17 protein-coding genes and 1 riboswitch are annotated in these 18863 nt (G+C 72.6%); of the genes, 14 read left to right on the top strand and 3 right to left on the bottom strand.

Annotation, left to right across the window (positions count from 1 at the left end; translation table 11 throughout):
• Positions 1–49 precede the first annotated feature (49 nt).
• Entirely contained in the window at positions 50–709 is a 660-nt protein-coding gene (locus tag AB0F38_RS26195; RefSeq protein WP_361898115.1) for a class II aldolase/adducin family protein, read from the bottom strand.
• A gap of 277 nt (positions 710–986) precedes the next feature.
• Here AB0F38_RS26195 and AB0F38_RS26200 point away from each other — a divergent pair, with 277 nt between their 5' ends.
• From AB0F38_RS26200 to AB0F38_RS26230, 7 genes are all read left to right on the top strand, one after another.
• Complete coding sequence (locus tag AB0F38_RS26200) at positions 987–2249, top strand: inorganic phosphate transporter (RefSeq protein ID WP_361898117.1); 1263 nt, start codon at positions 987–989, stop codon at positions 2247–2249.
• A gap of 12 nt (positions 2250–2261) precedes the next feature.
• On the top strand, positions 2262–2483 hold the full coding sequence (locus AB0F38_RS26205) for a hypothetical protein (protein WP_361898120.1): 222 nt from the start codon (positions 2262–2264) through the stop codon (positions 2481–2483).
• A gap of 148 nt (positions 2484–2631) precedes the next feature.
• Positions 2632–2759: riboswitch (cobalamin riboswitch) on the top strand.
• Positions 2760–2887: 128 nt separating this feature from the next.
• Positions 2888–3835: a cobalamin biosynthesis protein gene (locus tag AB0F38_RS26210; protein ID WP_361898123.1), complete on the top strand. Its 948-nt coding sequence runs from the start codon at positions 2888–2890 to the stop codon at positions 3833–3835.
• The gene (locus AB0F38_RS26215; RefSeq protein ID WP_361898126.1) at positions 3832–5499 is read left to right on the top strand and encodes a cobyric acid synthase; all 1668 of its coding nucleotides are present in this window, start codon (positions 3832–3834) and stop codon (positions 5497–5499) included. The genes AB0F38_RS26210 and AB0F38_RS26215 overlap by 4 nt, the downstream gene beginning before the upstream one ends.
• Positions 5496–7511 (top strand): putative cobaltochelatase, encoded by a 2016-nt coding sequence (locus AB0F38_RS26220; RefSeq protein ID WP_361898129.1) that lies wholly within the window; start codon positions 5496–5498, stop codon positions 7509–7511. The genes AB0F38_RS26215 and AB0F38_RS26220 overlap by 4 nt, the downstream gene beginning before the upstream one ends.
• Positions 7511–8119, top strand: coding sequence for a cob(I)yrinic acid a,c-diamide adenosyltransferase (gene cobO / locus AB0F38_RS26225; RefSeq protein ID WP_361898132.1), 609 nt, complete (start codon positions 7511–7513; stop codon positions 8117–8119). The genes AB0F38_RS26220 and cobO overlap by 1 nt, the downstream gene beginning before the upstream one ends.
• Positions 8113–9459 (top strand): cobyrinate a,c-diamide synthase, encoded by a 1347-nt coding sequence (locus AB0F38_RS26230; protein WP_361898135.1) that lies wholly within the window; start codon positions 8113–8115, stop codon positions 9457–9459. The genes cobO and AB0F38_RS26230 overlap by 7 nt, the downstream gene beginning before the upstream one ends.
• Positions 9460–9473: 14 nt before the next feature.
• Here AB0F38_RS26230 and AB0F38_RS26235 read toward each other — a convergent pair whose 3' ends face one another.
• Positions 9474–10196: a ZIP family metal transporter gene (locus AB0F38_RS26235; protein ID WP_361898138.1), complete on the bottom strand. Its 723-nt coding sequence runs from the start codon at positions 10194–10196 to the stop codon at positions 9474–9476.
• 96 nt (positions 10197–10292) lie between these two features.
• Between AB0F38_RS26235 and cobC the strand changes: the two genes are divergently transcribed.
• Positions 10293–11813: an Rv2231c family pyridoxal phosphate-dependent protein CobC gene (gene cobC / locus AB0F38_RS26240; protein WP_361898141.1), complete on the top strand. Its 1521-nt coding sequence runs from the start codon at positions 10293–10295 to the stop codon at positions 11811–11813.
• Positions 11814–11880: 67 nt separating this feature from the next.
• Here cobC and AB0F38_RS26245 read toward each other — a convergent pair whose 3' ends face one another.
• The gene (locus AB0F38_RS26245) at positions 11881–12957 is read right to left on the bottom strand and encodes an amidohydrolase family protein (protein ID WP_361898316.1); all 1077 of its coding nucleotides are present in this window, start codon (positions 12955–12957) and stop codon (positions 11881–11883) included.
• A gap of 127 nt (positions 12958–13084) precedes the next feature.
• On the opposite strand from AB0F38_RS26245, the gene AB0F38_RS26250 reads away from it, so the two are divergent.
• The 6 genes from AB0F38_RS26250 to AB0F38_RS26275 all read left to right on the top strand — a co-directional run bounded on the left by AB0F38_RS26250 (position 13085) and on the right by AB0F38_RS26275 (position 18860).
• Positions 13085–14191 carry an aminotransferase class V-fold PLP-dependent enzyme gene (locus tag AB0F38_RS26250; RefSeq protein ID WP_361898144.1) on the top strand — a complete coding sequence of 369 codons (1107 nt, stop codon included), beginning with the start codon at positions 13085–13087 and terminating at the stop codon, positions 14189–14191.
• Between the two features lie 409 nt (positions 14192–14600).
• Positions 14601–15065, top strand: coding sequence for a diaminobutyrate acetyltransferase (gene ectA, locus AB0F38_RS26255; protein WP_361898148.1), 465 nt, complete (start codon positions 14601–14603; stop codon positions 15063–15065).
• A 68-nt stretch (positions 15066–15133) separates the two neighbouring features.
• A complete protein-coding gene (gene ectB / locus AB0F38_RS26260; protein WP_361898151.1) occupies positions 15134–16396 on the top strand; it encodes a diaminobutyrate--2-oxoglutarate transaminase in 1263 nt (420 codons plus the stop codon).
• 63 nt (positions 16397–16459) lie between these two features.
• The gene (locus AB0F38_RS26265; RefSeq protein WP_361898153.1) at positions 16460–16858 is read left to right on the top strand and encodes an ectoine synthase; all 399 of its coding nucleotides are present in this window, start codon (positions 16460–16462) and stop codon (positions 16856–16858) included.
• A gap of 3 nt (positions 16859–16861) precedes the next feature.
• A complete protein-coding gene (gene thpD, locus AB0F38_RS26270) occupies positions 16862–17755 on the top strand; it encodes an ectoine hydroxylase (protein ID WP_361898156.1) in 894 nt (297 codons plus the stop codon).
• Between the two features lie 97 nt (positions 17756–17852).
• A complete protein-coding gene (locus tag AB0F38_RS26275) occupies positions 17853–18860 on the top strand; it encodes a VOC family protein (RefSeq protein WP_361898159.1) in 1008 nt (335 codons plus the stop codon).
• Positions 18861–18863 lie beyond the last annotated feature (3 nt).

Genomic DNA, 18863 nt, shown 5'->3' on the forward strand with positions numbered 1-18863 from the left:
GTCCGGTGCCGGGCCGGGTCCGCGGAGGGCCGTCCGGTGCCGGGCCGGGTCAGCCGGGCTGGCCGTAGTCCTCCAGGGCGTCCTGGACGTCGCGCAGCTGGGCCCGGGTGAGCAGCGCCGGGCTGCGGCCCGGCACGGAGCTCGCGGTGAGCCAGAGCCTGCACAGCCATTCGAGCTGGGCGGTGCGGTCGTAGGCCTCGTCGAGGGTGTCCCCGTAGGTGAGGGTCCCGTGGTTCCGCAGGAGGCAGCCGGTGCGGTCGCGCAGGGCGGCGAGCATGTGGCCGGCGAGCTCCGGTGTCCCGTAGCGCGCGTAGGGGGCGGTGCGGACCGGTCCCCCGAGGGCGGCGGCGGCGTAGTGCACCAGCGGCACCTCGGTGACGAGCGTGGAGACGGCGGTGGCGTGCACGGCGTGGGTGTGGACGACGGCAGCGGCGCCGGTGCTGTTGTAGACGGCCAGGTGGAGGGGGAGTTCGCTGGTCGGGGCCAGCTCGCCGAGCACCCGGCGCCCTTCGAGGTCGACGCCGACCGCGTCCCCGGGGCCCAGCCGGTCGTAGGGCACCCCGGTGGGGGTGACCAGGACGGTCCCGCCCACCCGGGCCGACACGTTGCCGGAGGTGCCGACGACCAGCCCCTCCGCGGCCGTCCTGCGGGCCGTCGCGACGACGCCGTCCCATGCCTGTGCGATCGCGTCCCGGTCCTGGTCGTCCATGCGGAGATCCTAGGCCGACCGGACCGTTCCCCCTGGGCTGTTGCGGTGACGTGACCGAAGTCTCCCCAATGGGGCATATGCGGCAGTCCATCTGGACGCCGAGCCCGCGGGAGCCCGGCACCCGCCGCGCCGCACGGGTCCCGGCGACCGTTCGCGCACACAAGCGGAATGTCCGCATGCGCTTGGGGTCACCACACCGCCCTGCTCAGTTCACCTTCCGTTCACCCAGGTTGCTTACGTTCCTACAGCCACTGACGTCGAACGATTGCCTGGGTAAATGGAACACATCACGCTGCTGCTTGCGATTGTGGTCGTGACAGCTCTCGTGTTCGATTTCACGAACGGTTTCCACGACACCGCCAACGCGATGGCGACCACCATCTCGACCGGCGCTCTCAAGCCCAAGACAGCGGTGGCCATGTCCGCCGTTCTCAACCTCGTCGGCGCGTTCCTGTCGGTGGAGGTCGCCAAGACGATCTCCGGCGGGATCATCAATGAGAACGGCCTCAGAACCGAGGTCATCTTCGCGGCGCTCGTCGGCGCCATCCTGTGGAATCTCCTGACCTGGCTGGTGGGCCTGCCCTCCAGCTCCTCCCACGCACTCTTCGGCGGCCTCATCGGCGCCGCGGTGATGTCGGCCGGCTGGTCCTCCATCAACGGCGGCACCGTCGTCACCAAGGTCCTGCTGCCCGCGATCGCCGCCCCGCTCGTCGCCGGTCTGGCCGCTCTGCTGGCCACGAAGCTGACGTACCGCCTCAACCGGAAGATCACCGACGAGGCCCAGCTGAAGTCGACGGCCAAGGGCTACCGGGCCGGCCAGATCGCCTCGGCCGGTCTCGTCTCCCTCGCCCACGGCACCAACGACGCCCAGAAGACGATGGGCATCATCACCCTGGCCCTGGTCACCGGCGGCGTCCTCGCCCCCGGCTCCAACCCGCCCGTCTGGGTCATCGCCTCCGCCGGTATCGCCATCGCGCTGGGCACCTACCTCGGCGGCTGGCGCATCATCCGCACCATGGGCAGCGGCCTCACCGACCTCAGGCCGCCGCAGGGCTTCGCCGCCCAGACCAGTGCGGCCACGGTCATCCTGGCCTCCTCGCACCTCGGTTTCTCCCTCTCCACCACCCAGTCCTGCTCCGGTGCCGTGATGGGCGCCGGCCTGGGACGCAAGGGCGGCGTGGTCCGCTGGTCCACCGCCACCCGCATGTTCGTCGCCTGGGGCCTGACCCTGCCGGCCGCCGGTCTGGTCGGCGCGGGCGCCGAGTTCCTCACCCAGCAGGGCCCCTGGGGCGTCGGCGTGGTCGCCGTGCTCCTCGTCACGGGCTCCGCCGCCATCTGGATGCTGTCGCGCCGCAAGCCGGTCGACCACACCAACGTCAACGCGACGGACGCCGAGCCCGCGGGTGTCGTCACCACCGCCATCGCGGCCGTCAGTCCGCCGCCCGTCGGCTCCGGCGTCCCGGACCTCAAGACCACCATTCCGGCCCCGGCCCCGACGGCCGGGACCCCGGCCGACCCGGCCCGACCGGCCACGGTGTAAGGACAGATCCGCATGAACATCGACTGGGCAGCTCTCGCTTCCGTCTTCGGCGTCAGCCTCGTGGTCACCGTCGCACTGGTCGGCCTCTTCACCCTCGGCATCATCGGTCTCGCCAAGCAGGCGCCGACGGCGCAGGGCGGCGGCTCCTCCGTACTGGCGCGCTCCGGCGCGTACGCCTGCTTCGCCCTGTGCGCGGCAGCGGTGACGTACGGGATCTATCTGATCGTCGTCTGACCACCGCACGTGGTCGCACTGGGCCGGACACACACCTGTGTGTCCGGCCCGATGTGCGTCTGCGCACACTGCAGCCTCGCAGGTCAACGGCAGGTTGACGGGCGTTCGCGAGGCGTGGTGGACTGCCGGAGCCGTTTACGGCGACAGGAGAGGAAGCCGGTGCGAATCCGGCGCGGTCCCGCCACTGTCACCGGGGAACAGCCCCTCATGGAGGTCTCGGTCCGCCACCGCGGACCCGAACGCCGGGGTGCTGCGGATCCGGGAGCCAGGAGACTCTCGTCGCCGGTCACGTCGAACCAGGGCGCGGACCCTGAGTGAGGACATCTGCCATGCCTGGCTGCCGAGCGTCTGTCCCTGTGCCACCCGTGGCGAAGGTCCTTCGAGGCGCGACGGCCGGCTGAGCCGTGCGAGCCGACCGCATCTTCGCGTACGGCGCCGCCGCCGGTCTGATCGGTGATCTGCTCCTCGGGGATCCCCGGCGCGGACACCCCGTCGCCGCCTTCGGGCGGGTCGCGGCAGGCGTCGAGAGCCTGCTGTGGCGCGATCACCGCGGCCGGGGCGCCCTGCACGCGCTGGTCTGCGCCGGAGGCGCCGCGGGCGCCGCCGCCCTGGCCGCCCGCGCCGTACGGGACCGTCCCGCCGCGGCCGTGGCCCTGACCGCCGCCGCCACGTGGTCCGTCGTCGGCGGTACGTCGCTGGGCCGCGAGGCCCGTGCCATCGGCGGCGCTCTCGCCGCCGGTGACATCGAGACGGCCCGGCAGCGGCTGCCGCACCTGTGCGGCCGGGACCCGCACTCCCTGGACGGGCAGCAGATCGCCCGTGCGGTGGTCGAGTCCGTCGCCGAGAACACCTCCGACGCCGTCGTGGGGGCTCTGGTGTGGGGTGCCCTGGGGGGCGTACCCGGCCTGGTCGGGTTCCGGGCCGTCAACACCCTGGACGCCATGGTCGGCCACAGGTCGCCGCGCCACCGGCGCTACGGCTGGGCCTCGGCCCGGCTCGACGACCTCGCCGGCTGGCCCGGCGCGCGCCTCACGGCCGCGCTCGCGGTGGCCGCCGGGGGGAGCCCACGCGCGGCCGCACGAGCCTGGCGCGCCGACGCGGGAAAGCATCCGAGCCCCAACGCGGGTCCGGTCGAGGCCTCGTTCGCGGGGGCACTCGGCGTACGGCTCGGCGGGACCCTGGCGTACGGCGGGCGGATCGAGCACCGGCCCGTGCTCAACGGGGGCACCGGCCGGGACGTGCGGGTCACGGACATCGAACGCGCGGTGCGGCTGTCGCGCCGCGTGAGTGTGCTGGCCCTCGGCGTGTGTGTGGCCGGGCGGCTGGCCGCGGGACGGAGGGGTCGGGCATGAGCGGGGAACCGGGCGGCGGGCTGTTGGTCGCGGGGACCACCTCGGACGCGGGCAAGAGCGTCGTCACGGCGGGGATCTGCCGGTGGCTGGTGCGCCGGGGGGTGAAGGTCGCGCCGTTCAAGGCGCAGAACATGTCGCTGAACTCGTTCGTCACCCGTGAGGGTGCCGAGATCGGCCGCGCCCAGGCGATGCAGGCGCAGGCCGCCCGGGTGGAGCCGACCGCGCTGATGAATCCGGTGCTGCTCAAGCCCGGGGGCGACCGTTCCAGTCAGGTGGTCCTGATGGGGAAGCCGGTCGGCGAGATGAGTGCGCGCGGATATCACGGGGGGCGGCAGGAGGCGCTGTTCGGGACGGTCGTGGACTGTCTGGAGCAGCTCCGGGGCACGTATGACGCCGTGATCTGCGAGGGGGCGGGCAGTCCGGCCGAGATCAATCTGCGGCGTACGGACATCGTGAACATGGGTGTCGCGCGGGCCGCGCGCTTCCCGGTGCTGGTCGTCGGGGACATCGACCGGGGCGGTGTGTTCGCTTCGTTCTTCGGCACGACGGCTCTGCTGGCCGCCGAGGACCAGGCGCTGGTCGCGGGGTACCTCGTGAACAAGTTCCGGGGTGACGTGTCGCTGCTGGAGCCCGGCCTGGACATGTTGTACGAGCTCACGGGGCGCCGGACGTACGGGGTGCTGCCGTTCGCCCATGGTCTGGGCATCGACGAGGAGGACGGGCTGCGGGTGTCGATGCGCGGCGCCGTCCGGGAGTCGGTCGTCGCCCCTGCGCACGGGGAGGACGTCCTGCGGGTCGCGGTGTGTGCCGTGCCGCTGATGTCGAACTTCACCGATGTGGACGCGCTGGCGGCCGAGCCGGGTGTGGTGGTGCGGTTCGTGGACCGCGCCGAGGAGCTGGCGGACGCGGACCTGGTGGTCGTGCCCGGTACCCGCGGCACGGTGAAGGCGCTGGGATGGCTGCGGGAGCGGGGGCTGGCCGACGCGCTGCTGCGGCGGGCCGCCGAGGGGCGCCCGGTGCTGGGCATCTGCGGCGGGTTCCAGGTGCTGGGTGAGTCGATCGAGGACGAGGTGGAGTCGCGGGCGGGTCTGGTCGACGGGCTCGGGCTGCTGCCGGTGCGGGTCCGCTTCGGCCGGGAGAAGGTGCTGGCCCGGCCGGCGGGTTCCGCGCTCGGGGAGCAGGTGGAGGGGTACGAGATCCATCACGGGGTCGCCGAGGTGCGCGGCGGTGAGCCGTTCCTGGACGGGTGCCGGGTGGGCGCGGTGTGGGGGACGCACTGGCACGGGTCGCTGGAGAGCGACGCGTTCCGGCGGCGGTTCCTCGAAGAGGTGGCGCGGGCGGCGGGGCGGCGGTTCGTGGCGGCCCCGGACACGAGTTTCTCCGCGCTGCGGGAGGAGCAGCTGGACCGGCTGGGGGATCTGATCGAGGAGCACGCGGACACGGACGCGTTGTGGCGGCTGATCGAGACGGGGGCGCCGACGGGGTTGCCGTTCGTACCGCCGGGGGCGCCTGCGGCGGGACCGGTGGTGGGGGCGTCCCCCGACCGGGGCTCCGCCCCGGACGGGCTTGATTTCGTGCCCCGGGCCCCGGACGGACCGGACGTCGCGGAGCGGACGCCCGATGTGGCAGGAGCAGTTGTGCACGTGACAGAGGAGGCACTGTGAGTACCCCGTATCCCTTCACCGCCATCGTCGGGCAGGACGATCTACGGCTGGGGCTGTTGCTCAACGCCGTCAGTCCGGCCGTCGGCGGGGTGCTCGTGCGGGGTGAGAAGGGCACCGCGAAGTCCACCGCCGTGCGGGCCCTCGCCGCGCTGATGCCGGAGGTCGCGGTGGTCTCCGGGTGCCGGTTCTCCTGTGATCCGGTGGGGCCCGATCCGGCGTGCCCCGACGGCCCGCACGAGACCGGGACCGGCGTGTCGCGGCCGGCGCGGACGGTGGAGCTGCCCGTCGGGGCGTCCGAGGACCGGCTGGTGGGCGCGCTCGACATCGAGCGGGCCCTCTCGGAGGGTGTGAAGGCCTTCGAGCCGGGGCTCCTGGCCGACGCCCACCGCGGGATCCTGTACGTGGACGAGGTCAACCTGCTCCATGACCACCTGGTGGACCTACTGCTGGACGCGGCGGCCATGGGTGCCTCGTACGTCGAGCGCGAAGGCGTCTCCGTACGGCATGCGGCGCGGTTCCTGCTGGTCGGAACGATGAACCCCGAAGAGGGCGAGCTGCGACCGCAGTTGCTGGACCGCTTCGGGCTGACCGTCGAGGTGGCGGCCTCCCGTGACACCGATCAGCGGGTCGAGGTCGTGCGGCGGCGGCTCGCGTACGACGACGATCCGGCCGGGTTCGCCGGCCGGTGGGCGCAGGAGGAGGCCGCGTTGCGGGAGCGGATCGCCGCCGCGCGCGTCCTGCTGCCCCGGGTGGTGCTCGGGGACGGCGTGTTGCGGCAGATCGCGGCGACGTGCGCGGCGTTCGAGGTCGACGGGATGCGTGCCGACATCGTCATGGCCCGCACCGCGACCGCGCTGGCCGCGTGGGCGGGGCGTGAGGAGGTCACCGCCGAGGACGTGCGGCAGGCGGCCCTGCTCGCGCTCCCCCACCGGCGCCGCCGCAATCCGTTCGACGCGCCGGGGCTCGACGAGGACAAGCTGGACGACACGCTCAGGGACGCGGCGGGCGACGAGGGCGAAGGCGGCGACGAGCCCGATCCCGACGGGCCCGGCGGTGGTGACGGTGGCGGGGTGCCTCCGCAGGACTCCGGTCCGGGCGCCCCGGACCGGGGCCCTGACGCCGGTCCCGAGCAGGGTGGCGACGAGCCGGGGCGGCCCTCGCACGCCGGGGGCGGGGAGCAGCGGCCCGTACGTGCCTCGGAGCCGTTCCGCACGAAGATGCTCAGCGTGCCCGGTCTCGGCGAGGGTGCGGCCGGGCGGCGGTCCCGGGCCCGTACCGAGCACGGGCGGACCACCGGAGCGCGGCGGCCGGAGGGGGCGCTGACGAAGCTGCACCTGGCCGCGACCGTGCAGGCGGCGGCGCCGCATCAGCGGGCGCGCGGGAGGTCGGGGCGGGGGCTCGTCGTACGGCGTGACGATCTGCGCCAGGCGACGCGGGAGGGGCGCGAGGGGAACCTCGTGCTCTTCGTGGTGGACGCCTCGGGGTCGATGGCGGCCCGGCAGCGGATGAGCGCCGTGAAGGGCGCGGTGATGTCGCTGCTGCTGGACGCGTACCAGCGGCGGGACAAGGTGGGTCTGGTGACGTTCCGCGGCAAGGACGCGGAGCTCGTGCTGCCGCCGACGTCGTCGGTGGACGCGGCGGCGGCGCGGCTGGAGTCGCTGCCGACAGGGGGGCGTACGCCGCTGGCGGCCGGGCTGCTGAGGGCGCACGACGTGCTGCGCGTGGAGCGGCTGCGTGATCCGTCGCGGCGTCCGCTGCTCGTCGTGGTGACGGACGGCCGGGCGACGGGTGGCCCCGAACCGGTGGCGCTCGCCGCGCGGGCGGGGCGGCTGCATGCCGCCGAGGGCACGGCCTGCGTCGTCGTGGACTGCGAGTCGGGGATCGTGCGCCTCGGACTCGCCGCACAGCTCGCCCGGGACCTGGGGGGCACCGCGGTCACGCTCGACGAGCTGCGGGCCGACTCGATCGCCGGGCTGGTCAAGGATGTTCAAGCAGCCGGGAGGGCCGCGTAATGCCACAGGGACAGCCTGTATCGGTACCGGACGACGGACTGACGACACGTCAGCGGCGTAATCGTCCCCTTCTCTTCGTGCACACCGGCATCGGCAAGGGCAAGTCGACGGCCGCCTTCGGCCTCGCGCTGCGGGCCTGGAACCAGGGCTGGCCGATCGGGGTGTTCCAGTTCGTCAAGTCGGCGAAGTGGAAGGTCGGCGAGGAGAACGCGCTGAAGGTGCTCGGGGCGAGCGGCGAGGGCGGGACCGTCGCCTGGCACAAGATGGGCGAGGGATGGTCCTGGGTCCAGAAGGGCCTCCACGGCGACAACTCCGACAACGAGGAGAAGGCCCGCGAGGGCTGGGAGCAGGTCAAGCGCGACCTGGCGGCGGAGACCTACAAGCTGTACGTGCTCGACGAGTTCGCCTACCCGATGCACTGGGGATGGATCGACACCGACGAGGTCATCGAGGTGATGCGCGACCGTCCGGGCACGCAGCACGTGGTGATCACCGGGCGGAACGCTCCCGCGAAGCTGATCGAGGCCGCCGACCTGGTGACCGACATGTCGAAGGTCAAGCACCCGATGGACGCGGGCCAGAAGGGCCAGAGAGGCATCGAGTGGTGAGTGTTCCCCGTCTGGTCATCGCCGCACCGGCCTCCAACACCGGCAAGACCACGGTCGCCACGGGTCTGATGGCCGCCTTCGCCGGGCGAGGTCTCGTCGTGTCCCCGCATAAGGTGGGGCCCGACTACATCGATCCCGGCTACCACGCGCTGGCCACCGGCCGCCCTGGGCGCAATCTGGACGCGTACATGTGCGGTCCGGAGTTGATCGCCCCGCTGTTCGCGCACGGGGCGGCCGGTGCCGGTCTGGCGGTCGTCGAGGGCGTGATGGGGCTGTACGACGGCGCCTCGGGACAGGGTGAGCTGGCCTCGACCGCTCAGGTGTCGAAGCTGCTCCGGGCCCCTGTCGTGCTGGTCGTCGACGCGTCGTCGCAGTCCCGTTCGGTCGCGGCGCTCGTGCACGGTTTCGCCTCCTGGGATCCGGAGGTGCGGATCGGCGGGGTGATCCTCAACAAGGTGGCGTCCGACCGGCACGAGGCGCTGCTGCGGGAGGCCCTCGACGAGACGGGCCTGCCGGTGCTGGGGGCGCTGCGGCGGGCTCCGCAGGTGGTGACGCCCTCGCGTCACCTGGGTCTGGTGCCGGTGGCCGAGCGGCAGGCCGATGCCGTCGACGCCGTACGGGCGATGGGCGAGCGGGTGGCGGCCGGCTGCGATCTGGACGCGCTGCTGGCGCTGGCCCGTACGGCGCCCGCGCTGCCCGACGCGGCGTGGGAGCCGGAGCCGCAGGACGTGGAGGGGGCGCGGCCGGTGGTCGCGGTGGCGGGCGGCGCCGCGTTCACGTTCGCGTACGCGGAGCACTCCGAGCTGCTGACGGCGGCCGGCGCGGATGTGGTGGTCTTCGACCCGCTGCGCGACGAGAAGCTGCCCGCGGGCACGGCGGGGCTGGTCATCGGCGGCGGCTTCCCGGAGGTGTACGCGCCGGAGCTGTCGGCGAACGAGCCGCTGCGCAGGGCGGTCACCGAGCTGGCGAGGTCCGGCGCCCCGGTGGCGGCGGAGTGCGCCGGGCTCCTGTATCTGGCGCGTGAGCTGGACGGGCGTCCGATGTGCGGGGTGCTGGACGCGTCGGCCCGGATGTCCGAGCGGCTGACGCTCGGCTACCGGCAGGCGGTGGCGGTCTCCGACAGCGTGCTGGCGGTGGCGGGGACGCGGCTGCGCGGGCACGAGTTCCACCGGACGGTGCTGGAGCCGGGTGCGGGTGCGACGCCCGCCTGGGGCCTGCACCAGCCGGAACGGCGGGTGGAGGGCTTCGTGCAGCAGGGGGTGCACGCGAGCTATCTGCACACCCACTGGGCGGCCGAGCCCGCTGTGGCCCGGCGGTTCGTGGAGCGGTGCCGCACATGAGCGCCGTGGCGTGTTCACTCCGCGATGCCGACCACCAGCCAGATGAAGCCCACTCCGGCGGCGGTGCACAGCAGCGTGGAGCGGGCCGGGTGCTCGTGGTGCGCCTCGGGCAGGATCTCGGCGGCGGCCAGGTAGAGCAGCGCACCGCCGAAGAATCCGAGATAGCCGCCGAGCAGTTCCTCCGGAAGGGTGAACAGCAAGGTGGTCGCCGCGCCCACGATCGGGGCCAGCGCGTCCGCGTACAGCATCAGGAGCGCCTTGCGCCGGGCGTTGCCGTAGAGGCTGGTGATCGTGTACGTGTTGAAGCCGTCGGCGAAGTCATGGGTGATGACGGCCAGTGCGACGGCGGCGCCCATGCCACCGCCGATCTGGAAGGCGGCGCCGAGCGCGACGCCGTCCATCAGGCTGTGGCCCACCATCGCGGCCGCCGCCGTCAGCCCGACCTGCGGCACCCGTTCCTCGCCCGCGCCGTGTGCCGCCTGGCGTACGGCCAGCGAACGCTCGACGAGGTGGGCCACCAGGAAACCGCCGACGAACAGCAGCAGGGCGGCGGGGACGCCGAAGACCTCCTGGCCCGCGGCCTCCACGGCCTCGGGCAGCAGGTCGAGGCCGACGACGCCGAGCATCAGCCCTCCGGCGAAGCCGAGCACCAGGTGCCGGCGGTCGCTGACGCGCTGCGCGACCCAGCCGCCCGCCAGGGTCATCAGGAACGCGCCGAGCGCGACGAATACCGCCATGGGGCCTTGCTAGCCGATTGACCGCTGTTCGCGCACCTGAGGCCCCCCTTACCTGTGTTCCTCCCTCCCTCCCTCCCTCCCGGAAGGACTGCGTTCGTGACCCGTGCCGCGCTGGTCGTCGGCGTCGGTGCCCGTCGGGGCGTGCCGGCCGGGGAGGTGCTCGCGCTGGTCCGGGGGGCGCTGGGCGCGGCCGGGCTGTCCGTCGCCGATGTGGTGGAGCTGGCCACGCTCGACACCAGGGCGGACGAACCGGGGATCGCCGGTGCGGCGGCGGAGCTCGGGGTGCCGGTGCGGTCCTGGACGGCCGCGGTGCTGGCGGCCGTTCGCGTACCGAACCCGTCGGGGGCGCCGCTGGCCGCCGTGGGGACGCCGTCCGTCGCGGAGGCCGCCGCCCTGGCCGGTGCGGACCAACTCCTGGTCCCGAAGCGGAAGTCGGCGTCGGCCACCTGCGCGGTGGCTCGCCGGTCCCTGCAGATCGGCACCCCGGCGTCGACGAATCGCGTCCGGCCGTTCACCATGGCTGCCATGCTGCCCCCCACGAAGCACACGAAGCATCTCGACAGCGCCGGGCCTGATCTGAGGCATCACGGCGACGCGGAAGTACGCGGCCTGGATCTGACCGATCTCGCCGTGAACGTGCGGACCGGTACGCCCCCTGACTGGCTCCGGGAGCGGATAGCCGCGTCGCTGGTCTCGCTGGCGGCCTATCCGGACGGGCGTCCGGCACGGGCGGCGGTCGCCGGACGGCACGGACTGCCCGAGGAACGGGTCCTGCTCACGGCGGGCGCGGCGGAGGCGTTCGTGCTGATCGCGCGGGCGCTGCCGGCCCGCAGACCGGTCGTCGTGCATCCGCAGTTCACCGAGCCCGAGGCGGCGCTGCGGGCGGCCGGGCACAAAGTCGGCCGGGTGGTGCTGCGGCCGGAGGACGGCTTCCGGCTGGATCCCGCGGCGGTGCCCGAGGACGCGGATCTGGTGGTGGTCGGCAATCCGACGAATCCGACGTCCGTGCTCCACCCCGCGGGCGTGCTGGAGCAACTGGCGCGGCCCGGGCGGACGCTGGTGGTCGACGAGGCGTTCATGGACGCCGTTCCGGGCGAGCGGGAGGCGCTGTGCGGGCGCACGGACGTCCCCGGGCTCGTCGTGCTGCGGAGCTTGACGAAGACCTGGGGTCTCGCGGGGCTGCGCATCGGCTACGTACTCGCGGATCCCGCGACGGTCACCCTGCTCCAGGAGGCGCAGCCGCTGTGGCCGGTGTCCTCTCCCGCGCTGGCGGCGGCCGAGGCGTGCATGGAGCCGCGGGCGCTGGTCGAGGCGGCCGACGCGGCGGACCGGGTCGGGGTGGACCGGGCTCATCTGCTGGCCGGGCTCGCGGAGTTCAGCGAGGTACGGGTGGTGGAGCCGGCCGCCGGACCGTTCGTCCTGCTCCGGCTGGAACGGGCGGACGAGGTGCGGGAGCGGCTGCGGTCGCTGGGCTTCGCGGCACGGCGCGGGGACACGTTTCCCGGGCTGGGCGGCGAGTGGCTGCGGCTGGCCGTACGCGACCGTGTGACGACGAACAGATTCCTGCAGGCGCTCGACCTGGCGCTGCAGGGGCTGCCGCGGCGGGCCGCGGACTGACGGCGCCGGGCGGGGAGCGGTGCCCACGCGTGCGGGCACCGCTCCCCGTCGCCGGGGTCACCGCCGGTCAGCCGACCACCCGCCCGTCGAGCACCACCCGACGCGGGGCCGCCAGCACCCGTACGTCCGCCCGCGGATCCTCGTCGTACACCACCAGATCCGCCGGGGCCCCCTCCTCCAGCACCGGCCTGCCCAGCCAGCGCCGTGCCCCCCAGGCCGTCGCGGAGAGCGCCTCCAGGGGAGGGATGCCCGCCTTCACCAGTTCGGCGACCTCCGCCGCCACCAGGCCGTGGGCGAGCGAGCCGCCGGCGTCCGTCCCGACGAAGACCGGGATCCCCGCGTCGTACGCCGCGCGCACGGTGTCGTAGCGGCGCTCGTACAGCTGCCGCATGTGGGCGGACCAGCGGGGGAACTTGGCCTCGCCGCCCGCCGCGAGGTCCGGGAACGTGGCGATGTTGACCAGGGTCGGGACGATCGCGACGCCGCGCTCCGCGAAGAGCGGAATGGTGTCCTCGGTCAGCCCCGTGGCGTGCTCGACGCAGTCGATGCCCGCCTCCACCAGGTCGCGCAGGGCGGCCTCGGCGAAGCAGTGCGCGGTGACCCGGGCGCCCAGCCGGTGTGCCTCGGCGATGGCCGCCTCGACCTCGCCACGGGGCCAGCAGGCGGTCAGGTCCCCGGCGTCCCGGTCGATCCAGTCGCCCACCAGCTTCACCCAGCCGTCGCCGCGCTTCGCCTCCTGGGCGACGTACGCCACCAGGTCGCCGGGCTCGATCTCATGGGCGTAGTTCCTGATGTACCGGCGGGTCCTGGCGATGTGCCGGCCCGCCCTGATGATCTTCGGCAGGTCCGCGCGGCCGTCGATCCACCGGGTGTCGGAGGGGGACCCGGCGTCCCTGATGAGCAGCGTGCCCGCCTCCCGGTCGGTGAGGGCCTGCTTCTCGCTGGTCGCCGCGTCGACGGGCCCGTGGCGGTCGAGACCGACGTGGCAGTGCGCGTCGACGAGGCCGGGCAGGGCCCAGCCGGTGAGTGTCACGGCGTCGTCCGCGCCCGGCGGCCGCTCGTAGGTGATCCGCCCGTCGACGGCCCAGAGCCCGTCCCTCACGTCGTCGGGGCCGGCGAGCACCCGCCCCTCGATCCGCAGCACCCGCGCCACCTCGTGATCCCTCATGGACAGCACTGTACGAGGCGGCCCGCCGGGGGCTCCGGGGGGTGCTGGGTACTCTCGGGACAAGCGCTGACCGCGGACCGACCGACCCGAAGAGAGCACCACCGTGACGCACCCCTTCCTCGATCTCGCCCCGCTCACCGCCGCGCATTTCGCGGCGATCGAGCGGCGGGTGGCCGGCCTCCTCGCCACCGAGCGGGACGTCGTCATCATGCAGGGCGAGGCGCTGCTGCCCCTCGAAGGCTGCATCCGGGGCGGTGCCCGGCCCGGTTCGACCGCGCTGAACGTCGTCACGGGGCCGTACGGCCAGACCTTCGGCAACTGGCTGCGGGACTGCGGGGCGGAGGTCGTCGACCTCGCCGTGCCGTTCCACTCGGCGGTCACCGCCGAGCAGGTCGCGCGGGCACTGGCCGCGCATCCGGAGATCGACTTCGTCTCGCTGGTGCACGCCGAGGCGGCGACCGGCAACACCAACCCGGTGGCGGAGATCGGCGAGGTGGTCCGGGCGCACGGGGCGCTGTTCATGCTGGACGCCGTGGCGTCGGTGGGCGCGGAGCCGCTGCTGCCGGACGCCTGGGGCGTGGACCTGTGCGTCATCGGTGCGCAGAAGGCGATGGGCGGCCCCGCCGGGGTGTCCGCGGTCTCGGTGAGCGAGCGGGCGTGGGAGCGGATGGCCGCCAATCCGCAGGCTCCGCGGCACTCCTACCTGTCCCTCCTGGACTGGAAGGCCCGCTGGATCGACGGGGGCCGCAAGGCGCTGCCGCACGCCCCGGCCCAGCTGGAGATGCTGGCGCTGGAGGCATGCGTGGAGCGGATCGAGGCGGAGGGCCTGGACACCCTGACGGCGCGGCACTCCTCGGCGGCCGCGGCGACCCGGGCGGGTGCGCTGGCTCTCGGTGCCGGGCTGGAGCCGTACGTCCACGAGGCCCGCGACGCGGCGCCGGTCGCCACGACGCTGCGTGTGCCCGCGGGGACGGACGCCTCCGCGCTGGTCGCGAAGGCTCTCGCGGCCGACCCCTCGCTGCCGCTGATCGCGGGCGGCGGGGCGCTGTCCGCGGAGATGATCCGGGTGAACCACTACGGCGTGGACGCCACGCGGGGCGCCGTGCACGCCTCGCTGGCGGCTCTGGGGGCGGCGCTGGCCGAGACCGGCCGGGACGCCGATCCGGAGGCTGCCCGGGAGGCCGTTTCGGAAACCTGGCCGAACGACTGAATTATCGGACCGTTATCGGACCGCCATCGGCCGAGTAATTCGACGCCTGCGGGGAGCTACTTTATCCGGAGCAGCTCCCCGTATTCTTCTGCCCGCTTTCCCTATCGCTAAACGCCACAGTTTCGGCGCGCTCTCCGCACCCGTCCGGATGGATTTCACAAGAGTTACACACGTGTGACCAACCCCACATCGTGACCGTTACGCCCTTTAAGTACCGACCAAAAGAGCATAAAGCGCCACCCTCTCCAGCCCGGTCCGCGCCCGCGTGATAACACAGCGGCTCCGCTCACCCAACCCCCTGCTTCGATGCAATTTAGATTTTTGCTGGGTAAATTCAATTCGCATGACCGCCGCACCAGCAGATATTGCACGTGCCCGAAGCGAATTCCTCAGTATCGACACCCCGCGAGTGGAGGACGGAGCCGCGATCTGGCGCATCGCCCGCGATTCCGAGGTCCTGGACCTCAACTCCTCGTACAGCTACCTGCTGTGGTGCCGTGACTTCGCGGCGACCTCCGTGGTCGCCCGCGACGAGACCGGCGGGCCGATCGCCTTCGTGACCGGGTACATCCGTCCGGACCGCCCCGAGACGCTCGTCGTCTGGCAGGTGGCCGTCGACCGTGCCCACCGCGGTAAAGGGCTGGCCGCCACCCTGCTGGACGCGCTGACCACGCGGGTCGCGGCCGAGCAGGGCCTGGCATCGGTCGAGACGACCGTCACCCCGGACAACACCGCGTCCGACCGGCTGTTCACCTCCTTCGCACAGCGCCATGACGTACCGCTGGAGCGCGAGGTGCTCTTCGACGGCGAGCTGTTCCCCGAGGGGACGCATCTGCCGGAAGTGCTCTACCGCATCGGTCCGTTCCACGCGTAGGTCCCGCCCCCGCCCGGGGCATGCCTGACCCGCCGCCCGTCACACCCCCCACGACCAGGAGATTCCCAGTGACCATCACCCCGCCCGCCCTGAGTGTCTTCGAGACCCTGGAGTCCGAGGTTCGGAGCTACTGCCGCAGCTGGCCCGCGGTCTTCGACCGCGCGCAGGGCGCCCGGCTGACGGACGAGGACGGACACTCCTACCTCGACTTCTTCGCCGGTGCCGGATCGCTCAACTACGGCCACAACAACCCGGTGCTGAAACGCGCGCTGATCGACTACATCGAGCGCGACGGCATCACCCACGGCCTGGACATGGCCACGACGGCCAAACGCGCGTTCCTCGAAACGTTCGAGAACGTCGTCCTGCGCCCCCGTGACCTGCCGTACAAGGTGATGTTCCCGGGCCCGACCGGCACCAACGCCGTCGAGTCGGCGCTGAAACTCGCCCGCAAGGTCAAGGGCCGCGAGTCCGTCGTCTCGTTCACCAACGCCTTCCACGGCATGTCGCTCGGCTCGCTCGCCGTGACCGGCAACGCCTTCAAGCGGGCCGGCGCCGGCATCCCGCTGGTGCACGGCACCCCGATGCCGTTCGACAACTACTTCGACGGGCAGGTCCCCGACTTCCTCTGGTTCGAGCGGCTCCTGGAGGACCAGGGATCCGGGCTCAACAAGCCCGCGGCCGTCATCGTGGAGACCGTGCAGGGTGAGGGCGGCATCAACGTCGCGCGCGCCGAGTGGCTCCGCGCCCTCCAGGACCTGTGCCACCGCCAGGACATGCTCCTGATCGTCGACGACATCCAGATGGGCTGCGGCCGTACCGGCGGCTTCTTCTCCTTCGAGGAGGCCGGCATCGTCCCGGACATCGTCACGCTGTCGAAGTCCATCAGCGGCTACGGTCTGCCGATGTCGCTCTGCCTCTTCAAGGGCGAGCTGGACGTCTGGGAGCCCGGCGAGCACAACGGGACCTTCCGCGGCAACAACCCGGCCTTCGTCACCGCCGCCGCCGCGCTCGACGCCTACTGGGCGGACGGCCAGATGGAGAAGCAGACCCTGGCCCGCGGCGAGCAGGTGGAGCAGACGCTCCTGGCGATCTGCGCCGAGGAGCCGACCGCGCAGTTCCGGGGCCGCGGCCTGGTCTGGGGCATGGAGTTCACCGACCCGGCGCGCGCCTCCGCCGTCTGCGCCCGCGCCTTCGAGCTGGGTCTGCTGCTGGAGACCTCCGGCCCGCAGAGCGAGGTCGTCAAGCTGCTCCCGCCGCTGACCATCACCCCCGAGGAGCTGGACGAGGGCCTGCGCACGCTGGCCCGGTCCGTCCGTGAGACAGCCTGACCGGGGTACGCCCCCGGGGCAGGCACACCTGAGCAGTACAGAAGAGAAAGGCACCATCCCACCGTGATCGTCCGATCGTTCAGTGACATCGAGAACACCGACCGGCATGTGAAGGCCGCCTCCGGCACCTGGGAGAGCAAGCGCATCGTGCTCGCCAAGGAGAAGGTGGGCTTCTCGCTCCACGAGACCGTGCTGTACGCGGGCACCGAGACGTCCATGTGGTACGCGAACCACATCGAGGCCGTGCTGTGCACCGAGGGCGAGGCTGAGCTCACCAACGACGAGACCGGCGAGAAGCACTGGATCTCCCCGGGAACGATGTACCTGCTGAACGGCCACGAGCACCACACGCTGCGGCCCAGGACCGACTTCCGCTGCGTGTGCGTCTTCAACCCCCCCGTCACGGGACGGGAGGACCACGACGAGAACGGTGTCTACCCGCTGCTGACAGAGGAGGGCTGAACCTTGACCACCGAAGTACGCGCCGACCTGTACCCCTCGCGCGGCGCCGCCGAGATGACCACTCCCCGCCAGGACCCGGTCATCTGGTCCGCGCCGGGTGCGCCCGGGCCGGTCTCCGCGAAGGAGCTCCAGGGCTTCGAGCAGAACGGCTTCCTCACCGTCGACCAGATCATCACGCCGGAGGAGGTGGCCGGCTACCACGCGGAACTGGAACGGCTGATCGCCGATCCCGCGGTCCGGGCCGACGAGCGCTCGATCATCGAGCCGAAGTCGCAGAGCGTGCGGTCCGTCTTCGAGGTCCACCGGCTCAGCGAGGTCTTCGCCCGGCTCGTGAGCGACGAGCGCGTGGTGGGCCGGGCCCGCCAGATCCTGGGCTCGGACGTGTACGTCCACCAGTCGCGGATCAACGTGAAGCCGGGCTTCGGGGCCTCGGGCTTCTACTGGCACTCGGACTTCGAGACCTGGCACGCCGAGGACGGACTGCCGAACATGCGGACCGTGTCCGTCTCGATCGCGCTGACCGAGAACTACGACACCAACGGCGGGCTGATGATCATGCCCGGTTCGCACAAGTCGTTCCTCGGCTGTGCGGGCGAGACGCCGAAGGACAACTACAAGAAGTCCCTGCAGATGCAGGACGCCGGCACCCCGTCCGACGAGGCGCTGACGAAGATGGCCGACCGGCACGGCATCAAGCTCTTCACGGGCAGGGCCGGTTCGGCGACCTGGTTCGACTGCAACTGCATGCACGGCTCGGGGGACAACATCACCCCGTACCCGCGCAGCAACGTCTTCATCGTGTTCAACAGTGTGGAGAACGCGGCCCAGGAGCCCTTCGCGGCCCCGGTCCGGCGGCCCGAGTTCATCGGGGCGCGTGACTTCACGCCGGTGAGGTAGGCCGCGTACGGCTCGGGTGGGGGCGGGACGCACGGCGTCCCGCCCCCACCGGCGTAACCAGCTGGACCGGGCGCCGGGCACCGGAGACAGTGGCGCCATGACTTCGCACGTACAGCACATCACCGTCGACTGCGCCGATGCCTACGAACTGGCCGTCTTCTGGGCCGAGGTGCTCGGCGCGTCCGTTTCCGACGAGGACGAGCCCGGTGATCCCGAGGCACTCGTCGAGACCCCGGGAGCGGCGCTGCTCTTCGTCACGGTGCCCGAACCCAAGCGCGCCAAGAACCGGATCCACCTCGACCTGCGTCCCGAGGACCGCGGCCGCGACGCGGAGGTCGAGCGGCTGCTCGCCCTCGGTGCCACGCTGGTCGGCGACCACCGCAAGCCCGATGGGCGTGGCTGGGCGACGATGGCCGATCCCGAGGGGAACGAGTTCTGTGTGGAGTGCGGCGCTGCCGAACGCGCGGCGCTGAGCGGGACCCGGATGCCGGTCACCGCGGACGACGTGGCCTTCGCCGTCCGTCTCGCGGTCGACACCCTCGCGAGGTCCCCGGCGGACGACTGGCGGGTGCCGGCCAGATCCTTGGCCTGGGACTGCTGGGAGACCCTGGAGCATCTCAGCGACGACCTGTTCGCGTACGCGGTCCAGCTGGGCCCGCGGAAGCCGCCGACCGGTACCGAGGTGGCCTACCGGTATGCGGCGGAGCGCGAGGGCGGGCCGGCGAACTCGGTCTTCGCGGACCCGGCGGCCGGGTCCGCCGGGCTGCTGGAGACCCTGGAGGCGAGCGGTGCCCTGCTGACGGCGATGGTGCGGACGAGCTCGCCGGACGTCCGCTCGCACCATGTGTTCGGGCTCGCCGACCCGGAGGGCTTCGCCGCGATGGGCATCGTGGAGACCCTCGTGCACACCCATGACGTCGCCGAGGGCCTGTCCCTCTCGTGGAAGCCGCCCGCGGACCTGTGCGACCGGGTGCTGGCCCGCCTCTTCCCCGGCGCGCCGGACGACGCCGACCGGTGGGCCGTCCTGCTCTGGTCCACCGGCCGCGCCGAGCTGCCGGGCCGCGACCGGGTCACCACATGGCGGTGGCACGGTGCGCCGCTGTAGCCG

It is taken from the genome of Streptomyces sp. NPDC025273 (assembly GCF_040638585.1).
Lineage (GTDB): Bacteria > Actinomycetota > Actinomycetes > Streptomycetales > Streptomycetaceae > Streptomyces > Streptomyces cinereorectus.